Genomic DNA, 16997 nt, shown 5'->3' with positions numbered 1-16997 from the left:
TCGGTGAGACACGGTCATTTCTTATCGATAGGCGAAAAGAGTAATAAAGCGATATGCGAAATGTCTGTGCACGCTGGCGATGCAGTGTGCAGGAATCTTTACTCTGGCTTGCCAGATCTGGCCTCAAATACAGGCTTTCGGCATATTCCCGATTCGGGAAGCTTAATGTCTGACAGCAAAACCGCCAGAAAAGATGCGGCAGGCAATGCCAGAGCGCGTAAGAGCGGGCCTTGCAATCCATCAGCGCATTACTGGGGGAAGAATATGCACGAAAACACCGAAATTCGTCGAGAGGCAAAGTACATTTCTTACAGAAGAACGCCCTGAACAACACCCTGTTTGCTCACCGGTAGCATTCGCGGCGCTCAGGCTGCCAGGCCCTTCTTCAACTGCTGCTGCCAGGCGGTCTGGCATTCCAGCGCTTCCTCTCGCGTGGCGAATGGGGTACCACGGCGTTCGCCATTGACCAGCACCACCCAGCAGATGGGTTTACCCAGCGCCCGCAGTGTGGCGGGCACACCCGAACCAATCATCACGGCTACATCGACCCGGCTATTCATCATTCCCTCCGGAATTTAATTAGCACCCTAACGATAAAGCCATGATACGCCTGCGTACGGTGTGGAAACAGCGCATCCCGGTACATCAGTGTTACGTACGGGGCAACAAACCGCCGCCGGAACGAAACGCAAAAAGCCCCAGGGATCGCTCCGTGGGGCTTGGCACACCGCGCGGGGTTACACCTGGCGCTGGTGGCGGTCGAGCTGCTCGTGGCGCTCCTGGGCTTCAATGCAGTACTTGGTGGTCGGGCTGATCAGCAGACGCTTCAGGCCGATCGGCTCACCGCTGTCATCGCACCAGCCAAAGCTTTCGTCGGCAATGCGGTCCAGGGCCATTTCCAGCTGCGGCAGCAGGCGCTGGTCGCGGTCGATGGCGTTCACCAGCCAGCTACGCTCTTCTTCGACCGAAGCCACGTCGGCAGGATCCGACGGGGTGTCCAGGCCTTCGATGGTGGCTCGGCTCAGCTCGATGCGTTCATGGGTTTCGACTTTCATCGCCTGCAGCAGGCCAGCGAAGAAAGCCAGCTGGTCAGCGTTCATGTAGTCATCGGCCGACATGGCCAGCAACTGTTCCTTGGTCATCGATTTCTCTATGAAAATATGTGCATTTGGGCGATTCGGGTGCCGCCGACGCCTTGGCATCGGCAGCGGAATTCTTCAAGCGCCAACCGGCACTCTTTTACAGGGGGCGGCAGTCTAAGGCGCCGCGTCGCGTGGAGCAACTGCAATTGGGTGCGAATTTGCTTCCAGTGCCCACATTCCGCCAGTCGGCGCCCTCTGCTCTGGCTCTGGCTCTGGCTCTGGCTCTGGCTCTGGCTCTGGCTCTGGCTCTGGCTCTGGCTCTGGCTCTGGCTCTGGCTCTGGCTCTGGCTCTGGCTCTTGATCTTGATCTTGATCTTGATCTTGATCTTGATCTTGATCTTGATCTTGATCTTGATCTTCGCGACTTCAGGAGGCCGAGCAGAGGTCTTGCGGAGGGAGGTGACGGGCATGGATGCCCGTCAAGCGCTGAGGCCCCATGGATGGGGCCTGCAGCGCGTACTCCCGGGAGCAAGACCGGCGCGAGGGAACCCCGGAGCGTAGCGCAGGGGCCGGATGATGGGAGCGCAGCGTTTTTTGGTTACTTTTTGCCGCGTTTGGCAAAAAGTGACTCGCCGTAAGGGCGAAAAGGTGAGTATGCGTCGCCATCGTAAATGGACTATGCGCGGAATCAAGACCAGTACTTTTCTGCTCTTCGCTCTTCGCTCTTCGCTCTTCGCTCTTCGCTTTCAAGCGTGGGCATCAACAACAAGGTCAACATTCATTTTCGAAGGTGGCGCTTAATCACCTTTCCGCCCTTACGGCGGGTCCCTTTTTGTCGTGGCAAAAAGGAACCAAAAACCGTCGGCTCCCATCATCCGGCCCCTCCGCTTCGCTCCGGGGTTCCCTCGCTACGGGCCTGCTCCCGGGAGTACGCGCTGCAGGCCCCATCCATGGGGCCTCAGCGCTTGACGGGCATCCATGCCCGTCACCTCCCTCCGCAGTCCCTCCGCTCGGCCTCCTGAAGTCGCAATCGGCGGCGCCTGAACTATTGCGCGCTTAAAAGCAAAAGCAAAAGCAAAAGCAACGGCAATGCCGATTCCAATCAGCGGTCCTTGAACTGCGCCTCGCGCTTGGCAATGAACGCAGCCATTCCCTCTTTCTGGTCTTCGGTAGCAAACGCCGCATGGAACACCCGTCGCTCGAAGCGCACACCCTCGCTTAGGGTGACTTCGAACGCACGGTTGACGCTCTCCTTGACCATCATGCTCACCGGAATCGACTTGCTGGCAATGGTCGCGGCCACCTTCAGCGCCTCTTCCACCAGCTCCGCCTGCGGCACGATACGCGCCACCAGGCCAGCACGCTCAGCTTCCTCAGCCCCCATAAGGCGACCGGTCAGGCACAGTTCCATGGCCTTGGCCTTGCCCACCGCACGGGTCAGGCGCTGGGTGCCGCCCATGCCCGGCAACACGCCAAGGTTGATTTCCGGCTGGCCGAACCTGGCATTGTCCGCCGCCAGGATGAAGTCGCACATCATCGCCAGCTCGCAGCCACCGCCTAGGGCAAAACCGGACACTGCAGCAATGATCGGCTTGCGCCTGTTGGCAATGCGGTCGGCATCGCTGAACAGGTCGTCAACGTAGATTTGCGGGTATTGCAGTTCGGCCATTTCCTTGATGTCGGCACCAGCGGCAAAGGCCTTGGCGGAACCGGTCAGCACCACGCAGCCGATGTTCGGATCGCGTTCGAGCTGGTCCAGGGCCTGGTTGATCTCGCCGACGATCTGCGCATTCAGCGCGTTCAGCGCCTGTGGGCGGTTGAGGGTGATAAGGCCGACCTTGCCGTGGATATCCAACAGGATGGTTTCGAATGCCATGCAGTCTGCTCCTTCAAAGATTGCGCGCAATGACCATGCGCTGAATGTCGCTGGTGCCTTCGTAGATCTGGCAAACCCGAACGTCGCGGTAGATCCGCTCCAGCGGGAAGTCACTCAGATAGCCATAACCGCCCAGGGTCTGCAAGGCATCCGAACAGACCTTTTCGGCCATTTCCGAGGCAAACAGCTTGGCCATCGAAGCTTCCACCAGCGCCGGGCGCCCGGCATCGCGAAGCGCGGCGGCGTGCAGCACCATCTGCCGGGCCACGGCAATCTTCGTCGCCATGTCGGCCAAGCGGAAGGCCACCGCCTGGTGTTCGATCAGCGCCTTGCCGAAGCTCTGCCGCTCGTTGGCGTAGTCGCGCGCCACTTCGAACGCCGCGCGGGCCATACCCACCGCCTGCGAGGCGATGCCGATGCGGCCGCCTTCGAGGTTGGCCAAGGCAATCTTGTACCCCTCGCCTTCGGCGCCCAGACGGTTGGCCACCGGTACGCGCACATTGTCGAAAACGATCTGGCAGGTATCGGAGGCGTGCTGGCCGAGCTTGTCCTCGACCCTCGCCACCTGGTAGCCCGGCGAATCGGTAGGCACGATGAAGGCACTGATGCCGCGCTTGCCCGCGTCCGGGTCAGTCACGGCGAACACGATCACCACCCCGGCGTTCTGCCCGGAGGTGATGAACTGCTTGCTGCCATTGAGCACGTAGTGGTCGCCATCCAGACGTGCACGGGTCTTCAGGCTACTGGCGTCGGAGCCAGCCTGCGGTTCGGTCAGGGCGAAGGCGCCGAGCATCGCACCGCTGGCCAGCGGGGTGAGGAACTGCTCTTTCTGCCGCTCGCTGCCAAAACGCAGGATCGGCACACAACCCACCGAGTTGTGCACGCTCATGATGGTCGAGCAGGCGCCGTCACCGGCGGCGATTTCCTCCAAGGCCATGGCATAGGCCACGTAGCCGGTGTCGCTGCCGCCCCACTGCTCCGGCACCAGCATGCCGAACAGGCCCAGCTCGGCCATCTCGTCGATGGCCTCTTTGGGGAAGCGGTGTTCCTTGTCCCATTGCTCGGCAAACGGCTTCAGGCGCTCTTGGGCAAAGGCGCGTACCGCGTCGGCGATCTGTTGTTGCTCGTCAGTTACCAGCATGGTTCACCTCAATACAGGCATTCGACTGCCATGGCCGTGGCCTCGCCACCGCCAATGCAGATGGCCGCCACGCCACGGTGCAGGTTGTTCTGGCGCAGGGCCGACAGCAGGGTCACCAGGATGCGTGCGCCGGAAGCGCCGATCGGATGGCCAAGGGCGCAGGCGCCGCCATGGATATTGACCTTGTCGTGCGGCAGGTCGAGGTGTTTCATGGCCGCCAGGGTGACCACGGCAAAGGCCTCGTTGATCTCGAACAGGTCGACCTCGGCCAGGTTCCAGCCGGTGCGTTTCATCAGTTTGTCGATGGCGCCGATCGGCGCGGTCGGGAACAGTGCCGGGGTGTCGGCAAAGGCGGCGTGCCCGTGGATCACCGCCAGCGGTTTGAGGCCGCGCTTGTCGGCCTCGGAGCGGCGCATCAGCACCAGTGCCGCGGCACCGTCGGAAATCGAGCTGGAGTTGGCGGCAGTCACCGTGCCCCCTTCGCGGAAGGCCGGCTTGAGCTGCGGGATCTTGTCCAGGCGCGCCTTGGGCGGTTGTTCGTCGTCCTTGATGACGCGCTTCTCTTTGCCCTCGATGACCTCGACCGGCACGATCTCGGCAGCAAAGCGACCGCTCTTGATGGCGTCCTGGGCGCGGGTCAGCGAGGCAATGGCGAACTGGTCCTGGGCTTCGCGGCTGAAGGCATTGGCCTGGGCGCAGTCTTCGGCAAAGGTGCCCATCAGGCGGCCCTTGTCGTAGGCATCTTCCAGGCCGTCCATGAACATGTGGTCGATGATCCTGCCATGGCCCATGCGGTAGCCGCCACGGGCCTTGTCCAGCAGGTACGGTGCGTTGGTCATGCTTTCCATGCCACCGGCCACCACCACATCGGCGGTACCGGCCAGCAGCAGGTCATGAGCCATGATCGCCGCCTGCATGCCCGAACCACACATCTTGTTCAGGGTGGTGCAGGTGGTGTGCTTGTCCAGCCCGGCGCCCAGCGCGGCCTGGCGCGCCGGTGCCTGGCCCTGGCCTGCCGGCAGCACGCAGCCGAACAGCACCTGCTCGACACTGGTGGCATCGATGCCAGCGCGCTCCACGGCACCACGGATGGCGGCGCTGCCCAGCTGCGGCGCGGTCAGGCTCTTGAGGTCGCCCTGCAGGCCGCCCATGGGCGTGCGCACGGCGCTGACGATAACGATCGGGTCATTGGCGAGGGTCATGTTCGCTCTCCTTACTTGGCAGCCATGCGCAGTGCACCGTCGAGGCGGATCACCTCGCCATTGAGCATGCTGTTCTCGATGATGTGGCGGGCCAGCGCGGCATATTCCTGCGGGCGACCCAGGCGCGGTGGGAAAGGCACGCCGGCGGCCAGCGAGGCGCGTACTTCCTCGGTCATACCGGCCATCATCGGCGTTTCGAAGATGCCCGGGGCGATGGTCATCACTCGGATGCCGAAGCGCGCCAGTTCGCGAGCGGTCGGCAGGGTCAGGCTGGCGATGGCGCCTTTGGAAGCAGCGTAGGCGGCCTGGCCGATCTGGCCGTCATAGGCGGCGATGGAAGCGGTGTTGATGATCACCCCGCGCTCGCCCCCCTCATCGGCAGCCCCTTCGGCCATGGCCGCAGCGGCCAGGCGCAGCAGGTTGAAGCTGCCGATCAGGTTGACATTGATGACCTTGGCAAAGCTGGCAAGGCCATGCGGGCCCTGCTTGCCCAGCACTTTCTCGGCACCGACGATACCGGCGCAGTTGACCAGCCCGTGCAGGCTTCCAAAGGCGCTGACAGCCGCATCCACCGCCGCCTGGGCGGCCTGCTCGTCGCTGATGTCGGCGACCGCAAAACGGGCGTTTTCGCCCAGCTCGCGGGCCTTGGCTTCGACGGCCTGGGCATTGAGGTCGACCAGCATGACCTTGGCGCCGGCCTCGACCAGCATGTGGGCGGTAGCAGCACCGAGCCCGGAGGCGGCACCGCTGACGATGAAGTGTTTGTTGGCTATTTGCATGATCGGTTTCCTTTCAGGCGCTGGCAGGGGTGGCCTGTTGCGCTTGTTGTTTGGCGACTTCCTGGTTGCGCAGGATGAAGCGTTGCAGCTTGCCGCTCGGGGTCTTGGGCAGCTCGCTGACGAATTCGATTTCCCTTGGGTAGGCATGGGCGTACAGGCGCTGGCGCACGTGCTGGCGCAAAGCCTCCTCAAGCTCGGCGCTGCCCAGGTGACCGCTGGCCAATACCACGAAGGCCTTGATCAGCTCGGTGCGCTCCGGGTCCGGTTTGCCGATCACTGCCGCTTCGATCACCGCCGGGTGCTCGATCAGCGCGCTTTCCACGTCGAACGGGCCGACCCGGTAGCCGGAGGTAGTGATCACATCGTCGCTGCGGCCGACGAAGCTGATGCTGCCGTCCTGGTTCAGCTCGACGGTGTCGCCGCTGAGGTAGTACTTGCCGACGAAGGCTTTGGTCGGCAGACCGTGGTAGCCCGCGAACCAGCACAGTGGCGACTGCTCACGGTCGACCGCGAGGATGCCCGGCTGGCCGGCGGGCAGTTCGTTACCCTGCTCGTCCAGCACCACGATGCGGTGGCCGGGGATGGCGAAGCCGGCCGAGCCGAGGTGTACCGGGTGCTGCAGGCCATGGTGGTTGCACAGCACCATGCCCAGTTCGGTCTGTCCGTAGTGGTCGTGGATGGTGACGCCCAGTTCGTCGGCGAACCAGCGGATCACTTCCGGGTTGAGCGGTTCACCGGCACTGCTGACCACCCGCAGGCGGCCCTTGATCGGTGCCGAGAAGTCATCCCCGGCGGCAATCAGCAAGCGATACGCGGTGGGCGAGCCGGCCAGATTGGTGATGCCCAGCTTGTCGATCACCCGCGCGCAGCTTTCAACACTGAACGGGCCATCGTAGAAGGTGGTGGCATGGCCCAGCGACAGCGGGCCAGTGACTGCATAATAGAGGCCATAGGCCCAACCCGGGTCGGCCAGGTTCCAGAAGTTGTCCGCTGGGCGCAGGTCGATGGCATCGCGCATGTAGCCCTGGAACGCGACGATGGCACGCAGCGGCACTTCCAGCGGTTTGGCCGGGCCAGTGGTGCCGGAGGTGAACATCAGCAGGAACGGGTCGTTGCCCGAGCGCATGACCGGCTCGCATTTGTCTGCGGCATGGTCCAGGCACTGCTGGAAGTCCAGCTCGCCACTGCGGGCATTGACGGTGATGATGGTCGGGCAGGCGTGCACATCGTCCAGCTTGGCGCGGTTGTGGCTGTCGGTGACGACCACGCGGGCGTGGGACTGCTCCAGGCGATGTTCGATGGCCTTGGGGCCGAACGCGGTGAACAGTGGCTGATACACAGCACCGAGACGCCAGGTGGCGAGGATGGTGACCAGCAGTTCGGGGGTACGAGGCATCAGGCCGGCAACCCGGTCACCGGCTCCCACACCTTGTGCCTGGAGCACATTGGCGAAACGGGCGGCCAGGGCCTGCAACTGATCGAAGCTCAGCCACGCGCTGTTGCCGTCGCGGTCTTCCCAGACCAGTGCGGTCTTGCCCTTACCGGCATGGCGGTCGCAACATTCGACACAGGCATTCAAAGCTTCAAGGTTGCCATGCAGCGCCGCCGCAGCAGCCTGGCCATGGTCGAACGCACGAGCGGCCTCGGTGTAATCGCGCATCGTCGGACTCCTGGTTTCTTGTTTTTGGAGTTGAACCATCGGTCCGACGATGTTCGCGCCGCGTTGGCGTCGCGGCAATGGCCTAAGTTGTCAAACTGGATGACCGGTTTGGCCGGTGGCCATCAGCCCGTTGCGCGCTCCAGGCTGATCACGTAGTGCCGGGTCAGTTGCAGTTGCAACGCCAGCCGATCGGTCTGCAACTGGGCATCCAGCGCCTCTACCTCATTCAGGTACTGTGCTTCGCCCAACTCGCCACGCCGTGCCGCCAGTGCCGCCCGCTGCTCACCGGCGAGTTGCTCCAGGTCGTTGAACGGCTGCGTAAAGTGCTGTTGCACAAAGCGCTGCCAGAACGCACGCGTGCACAGGTCGGCCACTACATCATCGAGAACGTCCGCCCTTCCCACGGCTGCCTCTGCCGCCTGCAGCCGATGCTCGCTCAACCCTACGTCGGCCGCCCTGAGACGCATTCTGGCAGGCTGGAAAGGCAACCTGAGCCTGGTGCGCAAGCGCACCCTGTAGCGCATTGCCAGCGTCGCCAGTACTGCCGGTTCGGCGAAACCTTCGAGGTTCTGCCGCTCGGCCTCGACATACTCGTCAAGGCGGTCCAGGCGCTGCAAGGCGCGCCCCAACGCCAGCAACCTCGGGCCACGAGATTGGGCGCCATCGCCAGCCGCGTCGCGCTCGGCATGCAGACGCAGCAGCCGGCTGAACAGCTCGATGGCACCATTGTCATCCTTTACCGCACCGGCTGCCGCCAGTTGCACCTGGCGAGCGAATTCGGCGTCTGCCTCCATGATCGACAGGCATTGCCAGCCCATGCGCAACAGATAAGACTTGGGCCAGCTGAAGTCCGACAGGCCTTGCAAAAGCTCCAGCAGATCGAACAAGCGGGCATTTTCGTCCTGGGTGCTCAGCCGGTCCCAAAGCTCGCCCCGCTCAGGGCTGGCGGAATCGGACCCGACCCACCAGGCGCGGCCAATCGCCGCTTCCGGTTCCTCCAGCAGCGGCTCCAAGGCATAGAGCTTGCCGTAATCGGCCATGCTCAGGCGGTTGCCATCGACCAGGATGCGCTGGCGAAACTCCAGCGGCATGGCCAGCACGCCGTCAGGCACACCCCGCAGGAAATTGTCTCGCAGGTCGGCTCGTTGCAGGAAGCCACACAGCTCGAGCCCTCTGGGCCACTCGCTGAGCCCGCAGCGGCGCAAATTCAGCTCGACCAGATGAGGGAGGTGATGGAAGCGCATTTCGTAAACCCCAAGCGGGCTGTTATGGCTCAGGTCGAGGTGACTGAGCAGCGGTAACCCGTTCAAGGCTTCGATGGCATGGGCATCCAGGCGAATGCGGTTATGCCCCAGGCGCAACCGGCGCAGGTTGGTCAGGTAGCCTAGCCCGCGCGGGCAACGCAGCAGCTGGTTGTGCCTCATGTCCAGCTCCTGCAGGTAGGTGAAAGCGCGCAGAAACTCCTCGTTCACCACTCCGATAGACGTCTCGCTCAATACCAGGGTGGTGACGTGATAGAAATCGACAGACGCGGGCAAGACAGGCAACGAATCCGTTGGCAGATCATTCAGGACCAGGCGCAGCCCCTGGCGCTTGCCGTCACTGTCGACCACCACATGGTCGCCAAGCGCCTGCCAGGCACGCAGCAGTCGTTCGGCGAACAATTGCCGCCGGGCCCGCAATGTGTCACTCAGTGCAGCCGACACCCAGCGATTGAGCGCGCGGTTCAACTGCTCAAAATCGTCCTGTAGCGCCATGAGCGCATCGGCGACCGGCACATTCTGCAGCAGCCAGCGGTCAACTTGCGTTTCCAGCGAATCGCCCAGCCCCGGGAAGAATCGCCTCAGGCCGGCCCGCAGCTGGTCCCTGGGGGTGGTTAGCGGTGATGCGCGCCCGCTGAGCAGGTAACCGACGCGGCCATCGGCAAGGCGCTGGCCGGGGTTGAACCAGCGCTCCGTCGGCGCCCAGCCCAGCATGCGGGCGATTTCCTCATGGGTACCCAGGTGCGCCATTAGCTTCTCGCGCAGGCGCTCGGCATTGGCGTTCTCGGCCAGGCCCAAACGGCCCAGCAGGTTGCGCGACTCGAGCGCGGCCAGCACAGCCTGGAAGATGCACGAGGAAGCAGGCGGCTGCATCGCGAGTTTTCGGCCCTGCCCGTCATACAGGGCAAAGACACCTTGCTCACGCACCAGCACCCGCTGCTCGGCCGCATTGCCAACCGAACCGATGCGCTGCAACGCCACGGCATCCGCAGCAGCATTGCTCAACACCAGGCTAAACGCATCAATGGCCTCGACATTCAGCAATGCCAACACCAGCATGCCCGTTTCATCGCTATATGCGCTCGGCAGATAAAACCCTGCCAACGCCCTGCTCACCTTCGCCAGCGAGCACAACGACCTGGCCTGGGTGGCCAGGCTCTGCGGCAACTTTCCACCATTGACGAACAGCTGGCGAGCGTCGTGACTTGCTCCGTCGGCCAGATCGCGCGCATAGGGCTCGGGCAGCCCCAGCGCCATCAGCGGCTTGAGCAAAGGCTCCGTCGATTCGGGCAGGCGTGTCAGCCGTGCGAACAGCAGGTCGCTCGACCTTGGCCGGTCCGCCAGCACTGCCGCACGCCCCTTTACACTGCCCGGTCGGGCCTCGCACCAGGCCAGCAGCTGCAAGTCCTCATCGGAGACAGTGTCGCGTTCCAAGTTGCGGAAGAACGTGTCGATCCGGGCATCGGCATCGAATGCCCTGAGGGTTTCCCGCAAGGTGGCAGGCGTTCGCCGGTTTTCCACCAGCAGGCCACGCAGTTCGTCCTCATCGATGCCGGCCATGCGTAAGATCCGCTGCGCCTGCTGGCCATCGAAAGGTTGATCGCGCGGCCAAAGGGTATCGAGCATTTTCGCAGGGTCGCGCCAACGCTGCGGCTCATCGTGCATCAGGCGCCAGCTGCGTTCGCCATTGTGCAGCACGACCGGGCCGTACGCCTCTTCGCGATCGGGGTGGCGCAGACGCCAGGGGCCATCGGGGTCAGGCCGATGAACTTCGTAGAAGACCCCGTCGGCCTTCATCCAGCGGCGCTCGCCATCAGCATAGGCCCCGTCCGCACCCAAGGTGATCGTTTCAGGGGTCGAGGCAAAGGCTGCCAGATCTCGGGACCACAAACGGCCCGCCCCATTGGCGAGCCTTACCGGCTCCAGCGCCGCGACGAACGCGCTGCGCACGAAGGTGACGCCCGCCACCGTCGCGGCGGTGCCCGCCAGTATCTCGGCAACTCCGAGCATGTGCTCCAGCGCCTCGTGCTGATGGCCTCGCGACCAGTCCTGCACGCCCTCGAAAACCTCCGAGAGGGTTTGGGCGACCAGTTGCCCGAGCAGCAAGCCGCCCACCACCGGAATGAACAGGCCCGCGAGGTTGAGCACATCGAGGCCGGCGGCCTTCCACGCCTCGTGCCGCTCACGCGTTGCGGCTTCATCGGCATCGGCGGTCGGCACCAGCAACAAGCGACCATCCTGCTTCACCCGGTTTGTCTGCTGTGCAGCCAGCGCTTGGAAAATGTCATGCTGTGGCACGCTGCCATCGAGTTCCAGGTCCGGCTGGTCATCCTCCAGTCGGGCCCGCAGCTTGTGCATGAACCCGGCACGCTGATCCAGGCCGATTAACTGGCTGAACGCCTGGCGATAGGGTTCATGGCGCAGCTCGGCCACCAGCGCGCTATTGATCGAGGCATGGCTGTCGAAGTGTCGCAACGCCTGTACCGGGTCGCTGGGCAGGTAGAGCACGCCGCCCTGCGTTTGCCCATGCCTGTCGCGAAGTTGAATCCACACACCATCCGCCACTGTGCAACCGAGGGCTTCGAGCAGGCCCGGGTGGCCCGTGAGGCTGGCGGATCGCCGATCCGCAGGTTCATCCACCAAGGCGTGCAATGCCTCCTTGACCGGCTCGGTAATCTCGCCTTTCAGCGCGGCAACCTGCACGGCCAGGCGCAGCCCGGAGCGCTTGTCCTCACACAAGATGTGCTGTGCCGCAGTATCGAATGTGCGGTCCAGTTCCTGCTGATACAGGCGCCCGGCATCGAGCTTGCGGCACGCCTCGACCAGTTCATCGGTGCCCCGCGAAAGTACCCGTTCCTGCCCCGGCGCGACCAATCCGGTTCCCAGGTAGAAATCGTTGCTGGCGGAAAAGTTGCGCATCAGGCGGAGCAAGCCGTTTTCACGCCGTTGCCCGTAAGTGGGAAATTGCGGCTCAGCGCCGAGCGTGGACGAAAAACGATGGGAAACCTCCAGCCACTCCAACTGCCAGAACGCTACGTCGCCCGGCAGCGGCTCGTGCAACAAACTGGCGAATTGCCGTTCGGCGAACTGCTGTGGTGACGGCAGCGCCAGGGTGATCCCGCGCAACCGGGCCTGGGTGGCATGATGGGCCTCCAGGCTTTCGCGCAAGGTGCGTATCTGGCTTTGCGTGGCCTGTTTGAGCCAGGCAGGCAACCGGTCACCGATGAAACCGTCGTGCAAATGGCTGGAAGACGCAGAGGCTGGCTGTGGTGCGTGTGGTTCGCGGGTCATGGCAGGTCCCTGGATGGCTGTCGAAAGCCACGCATGGTGTGCAACCTGCCAACGCTTGCGCAGAGGGAACCCCTGCTGTAGAAGCAGGGCGGCACACTGCGCGCCGCCCGTGAAGCGCCGTCACTTTGCCTCTGGCACCATGAACGCTTCGTGCGTAAGGCGCTGGGCAAGGCTGGCCAGGGCCTGCTCGCGCTCATCGCGCAGGGCGTTGCTCAGCTTCCAGTACTCGTCACTGGTCAAGGCCTCCCTTTGCTCGTCCAGAGTTTCCAGACGCAGGGAGAATTGCGTTTCCAGGGTTTCGAACTCGTCCGCATGCTCTGCCCGCAGTACCGGCAACCAGAAATCACGCTCGCTTATGAACACGATCCGTTGCTCGCCCGCCTCCACCTCCAGCACTTCCTTGAAGGCCTCCTCCAGTTGCAGCGGCGACACGTTGGCCAGCCTGCCAAACTGCATATGGCGAGGTTGCCCCAACAGGTCCAGGCGCTGGGCCAAGCCGCTGAGGTAGGCAAGATTGACCTCCACCTCCTCTTCATCATGGTTCCCGCGGCTCCAACGTCCATCCTGGTAACGGGCGTCGATTTCGCGTCGGGCGATTTTCTCTACCCAGTGCACGCGAAATAGCCGCTTGGCCAACTGCAGGCGTGCCGCGCGGGTCGAAATCGGGTCGCCGCCGCGGGTGGCCTGCTCGACATGCATGCGCACCTCGAGGCGGCTGAACACGGTGGAAACGCTGTCCACACAGGTGGTGGGCTCGGCTGCCAGGTCAAACAGCGCCACGCGCGTGGCGGTATCGGCATGGGCGGCATCCAGCATTGCCCATACCCTGAACCCGAGTTCGGCCGGCGCCTTGCTGAATTCGGCCGTGCTCGTCAGTTGCCTGAGCAGCTCGAAGAAAGCCAGGCTACCGGGCTCGGCATTCAGCGCATCCCATTTCCCTTGCTGCTCCTGCCGCGCCGCTGGGTCCAGGGTCTGCAGCCATTCTTCCCGGGCCGGAGCGTGTCGTTGCGGGCGGGGCGTGGCCAGCAGGCGTTCGGCGCCATACAGGCGATCGAGATCCTGCACTGGCAGCGCATTGCCCTCCAGGTGCATGGCACGGCGCAACTGCAACGGGGCCTGGAACAAAGTTGCCGGCAACTCGGCTATCTGGTTGTTGCGAAGGTCGGCGAACACCAACAGGCCACACCACTCCAGGCCCCGGGGCAGCGCCGTCATCTGCACGCGGTTCAAACGCAGGATCCGCAAGCTGGGTAACCGCTCGAACTGTAGCCTGATGTCGCCGAGCGGGTTGTCACTCAGGTCCAGCGAACGCAAGAGCGCCAGGCCGGTCAGCACATTGGCCTGCGGCTCCGAGATACGAATACGGTTGCGCGGCATCAGCAACTGGCGCAAGGCGGTCAACCGCTCCAGCCCCGCAGGTAGCGCGCGCAAGGCATTGTCGCTCATGTCCAGGCACAGCAGATCGGGGAAGCAGGCGAGGAACCCCGACGGGATGGCATTCAGGCCGAGCGCCGACAGGGTCAATTCCGACACGTGCGAGAAGTCCGTCCCGACCGGCAACACGGGCAGGCTGCCCACCGGTACGGCGATGATGCTCAGGCTGAGCACCGCATCGTTGCCGATAGCCCCGACGGCGCGGTCGCTGCGCATCTGCCAGGCACGCCGCAACGAATCTGCGACACGGCGGCGTGCGCGGCTGGCGCTGCCCGCCACCTCGTCAACCCAGGCCAGCAAGCTGTCATCCAGGCGGCGATATTCCTGCTCGACACGCAGCAGGTTCACGAACAGGCCCCCGCGCATGTCCAACAGGCTCTGGACATAGCGATCGACGCCCGCATCCCCGATACCGGGATACAACGCGCGCACCCGCTGCCGCACCACGCGCTCCGGCGAGCCGATGCACGACTGGCAGCCACCCAGTGGATAACCCGCTCGGCCATCGGCCAAACGCTGCATGGGCGATGCCATGGGCCTTGCCTCCCGCCAGCCGAGCAGGCGCAGCAGGGCCTGCCGGTCACCGGGTAGCCAGGCCTGCATCTGCTCGCGGATTCTGGTCGGCGCATCGGCGCCATTCCACCCCTGTCGCACCCGGTATTCCACGGGCAGGCAAGCGGCCAGCACCTCGAACAGCCCCTCGGGGGCGGCGACCTCGCGCTCATCCGGCAAGCCTCTGTCATTGTAGAGTTGGAAGCGCCCCTCCCGCCTGACCAGCACCACGGCCTGCTCATGGTCGGTCTCGGCGAACAGCCGTTCCATCGCCGCCCCGGCATACGGGTCACGGCGCAATACCAGGTTGAACCCGGCAGCACCGGGGCCATGCCGACGCAGCAGGGCAAAGGCCAGCGCCACCACTTCCGGCCGGTAACTGCCTTGCAGGTACAACGCTTCGCGCATGCGGGTCAGGCGCGCCAGTTGCAGGGCCACCCGCGCCTGTTCAGCCAACGCCAGCGGCAGGCGGGACTCTGCCTGCATGCGCAAGCGCACAGCCTCTGTTGCCTGTTCGAGCACATCGAGGGCATAGGCCTCTGGCAGCGTCGGGAAATCGCGCTGGATCAAGCCCAGCAGCGGGTCGTCGGCCAAGTAAATCCTGGAAAAATGCTCGAGCATCGCCTCACGCAACTCGATTGCCGCGTCACGGATCGACAGCACCTGTTCTTCGACGGTTTCACCCTGCAGTTGCAACCGTTCAATGCACCATTGCCATAGCTCGGTAGCGGTATCGGCCTCCCCCGCTTCCAGCCGGCTGAAAAAGGTTTGCGCGCGTGCGTCCACGGCAAAGCGCTGCAAGGTATCGCGCAGCTGCACCGGCAACCTGCGCCGTTCCACCAGCAGGCCACGCAGGTAGGCCTCGTCGACATCCGCGACCTTCAGCACCTGCTCCACCCGCACGGGGTCCATCGCTGTCGCCGCCGGCCAAAGCCGCCCGAGCAACAGTGCGGCGCCCTGCCATTCCAGTGGCCGCTCGTAAGCCAGCCGCCAGCCACGCGCAGAGCAACGCTCCAGTACCGGCCCGAACGCCGCCTCACCTTCGGCATGCAGCAAGCGCCAAGCGCCATTGGCGGTTTGCCTTACCCGATACAAGGCACCATTCAACCGCCACCAATGACGCTCACCCTCGGCGAGCAAGCCGTTGTCGAGTTCCGACAGCTGTTCTGGTGGCGTAGTGTCCTGGTAAGGCGCCAGCTCATTGCGCCAAAGCCGTTGCCGGCCATCCTCGGTGATAATCGGCTCCAGGGTTTCGACGAATGCGCTGCGGGCCAGATGGACACCGACAACCACCGCACCGGTGGTTGCCACGCTGAAGGCCACCTGAAGCATGTGCGTCAAGGCCTCATGCTGATGGCCCAACTGCCAGTCACGCACGCCCTCGAAAGTTTCGGTCAACAGTTGCCTGGCCAGGTCCGCCACCAGCAAAGCCCCGATGACCGGGACGAACAGGCCCGCCAAGTTGAGCAATACCAGGCCGGCGCATTTGAGCTCGTCCAGGCGCTGCTCCGAAGCCGCGTCATCGGCCTGGGCGGTGGGCACCGCAAGGAAAAGTGCATCGGCCTTGATTCGCTGCATGTGCCAGGCGGCCATCGACGCAAAACCGTCCCCCGCTTCCAACACCCTGCGGGGTTCCAGGTCAGGTTGTGCATCCTGCAAGCGGGTGGCCAGGGCCTGCTCGCAAGTGGCGCGATCACCCAAGGCAATCCGCCGCACAAACGCCTGCCGATAGTCCTGGTTGCCCATCGCCGTGGCCAGGGCACGGTTCGCCTCATCCCAATTGGTGAACGCGCGCAGGGGTTGCGCCTGATCGTCGGGGGTGTACAGGATCACTCTTTTCAAGCGCCCTGGTACCCCGAAGGGAAACGTGGACTGGTGGCGGCGCTGCTCGATCAATTCAACCGCTAGCGCGCCATCCACCCGGCAGCCGAGGACCTGCAGTGCACCGATCTCCAGCTGCACCGGCCCCTTGATCACAGCGGGTTCATCCTTGCACGCGATACGCAGCGTCAGCAGGTCTTCCGCATCCAGCTGCTGCTTGATGGCCGCGATCTCGATCGCCACGGCCAGTTCCAGGCGCCGGTCGGTGGCCAGGGCCATTTCAAAGTCAGGGGTCAATACCTGCGCCAGATGCCGCTGATAGGCGCTACCGACATCCACCTGGCGGCACAGGCTGACAATCCGCTCGATGTCTTCGCTCACCACCTGCTCGTCCTGGTGGGCTCCCGGGAGGGTCAAGGCGGTGCCGAGGAAGAAGGACTCGTTGGCCTTGAAGTTCTGCAACAGCTTTTGCAAGGCCGGCATGCGCACGAAGTACGGTTGATAATCAGGAATCAAGCCGGTTCTCACATCCAGCCGTGCGCGTGTTTCGCGCCACACCAGTTTGTCCAGGTCGACCTGCAGCTTCAGCTGGCTGTCCTGGCGCAAGGCAGGCTCGAACAGTTGCTTGGCAAAACGGTCCAGAGGCTGCAGGCGGTCGGCGAACCCTGCCATCAGCCGCTGGCTCGCCAGATAGGCGTTGAAACGCAATTGCAGCCTGGCAAGCTGCTTGGGCTTGGCCGCCTTCAACCAGGCGGGCAAGCTTTGCGCGATGAAATCTTCGGCGGGGTGAAGCAACTTGGGGTGCAAGGCAGGTTGAGACATCGTCGATTTCCTGGTCAGTGATCGACTTGTCACGATGCTTGCCAGCGGCGCAAGCCGGCAGCGGGAAGGCGTGGT

General features: G+C 63.9%; 10 protein-coding genes. All 10 read right to left on the bottom strand.

The window, feature by feature from the left end:
* Nucleotides 1-365: 365 nt before the first annotated feature.
* The 10 genes from V3314_RS12325 to V3314_RS12280 all read right to left on the bottom strand — a co-directional run bounded on the left by V3314_RS12325 (nt 366) and on the right by V3314_RS12280 (nt 16922).
* Nucleotides 366-560, bottom strand: a complete 195-nt coding sequence (locus V3314_RS12325) for a hypothetical protein (RefSeq protein WP_046617149.1) — start codon at nt 558-560, stop codon at nt 366-368.
* 177 nt (nt 561-737) lie between these two features.
* Nucleotides 738-1142: a TraR/DksA C4-type zinc finger protein gene (locus tag V3314_RS12320; RefSeq protein WP_003259022.1), complete on the bottom strand. Its 405-nt coding sequence runs from the start codon at nt 1140-1142 to the stop codon at nt 738-740.
* 8 nt (nt 1143-1150) lie between these two features.
* Nucleotides 1151-1552, bottom strand: coding sequence for a hypothetical protein (locus V3314_RS12315; protein WP_338460278.1), 402 nt, complete (start codon nt 1550-1552; stop codon nt 1151-1153).
* A gap of 632 nt (nt 1553-2184) precedes the next feature.
* A complete protein-coding gene (locus tag V3314_RS12310) occupies nt 2185-2958 on the bottom strand; it encodes an enoyl-CoA hydratase (protein ID WP_046615913.1) in 774 nt (257 codons plus the stop codon).
* 13 nt (nt 2959-2971) lie between these two features.
* Nucleotides 2972-4099, bottom strand: a complete 1128-nt coding sequence (locus V3314_RS12305) for an acyl-CoA dehydrogenase (protein WP_046615912.1) — start codon at nt 4097-4099, stop codon at nt 2972-2974.
* Between the two features lie 8 nt (nt 4100-4107).
* Nucleotides 4108-5301: an acetyl-CoA C-acyltransferase gene (locus tag V3314_RS12300; protein ID WP_046615911.1), complete on the bottom strand. Its 1194-nt coding sequence runs from the start codon at nt 5299-5301 to the stop codon at nt 4108-4110.
* Between the two features lie 11 nt (nt 5302-5312).
* Nucleotides 5313-6080: an SDR family NAD(P)-dependent oxidoreductase gene (locus V3314_RS12295; protein ID WP_338460277.1), complete on the bottom strand. Its 768-nt coding sequence runs from the start codon at nt 6078-6080 to the stop codon at nt 5313-5315.
* A 13-nt stretch (nt 6081-6093) separates the two neighbouring features.
* Nucleotides 6094-7740, bottom strand: coding sequence for an acyl-CoA synthetase (locus tag V3314_RS12290; RefSeq protein WP_338460276.1), 1647 nt, complete (start codon nt 7738-7740; stop codon nt 6094-6096).
* 122 nt (nt 7741-7862) lie between these two features.
* A complete protein-coding gene (locus V3314_RS12285; RefSeq protein WP_338460275.1) occupies nt 7863-12293 on the bottom strand; it encodes a DUF6543 domain-containing protein in 4431 nt (1476 codons plus the stop codon).
* A 120-nt stretch (nt 12294-12413) separates the two neighbouring features.
* A complete protein-coding gene (locus V3314_RS12280) occupies nt 12414-16922 on the bottom strand; it encodes an NEL-type E3 ubiquitin ligase domain-containing protein (protein ID WP_338460274.1) in 4509 nt (1502 codons plus the stop codon).
* Nucleotides 16923-16997: the final 75 nt, after the last annotated feature.

The sequence above is a fragment of the Pseudomonas sp. TE3-3-F2023 genome (genome assembly GCF_036784815.1).
Classification (GTDB): Bacteria; Pseudomonadota; Gammaproteobacteria; order Pseudomonadales; family Pseudomonadaceae; genus Aquipseudomonas; species Aquipseudomonas pudica.
This window is presented reverse-complemented; position numbering and strand designations above follow the sequence as displayed.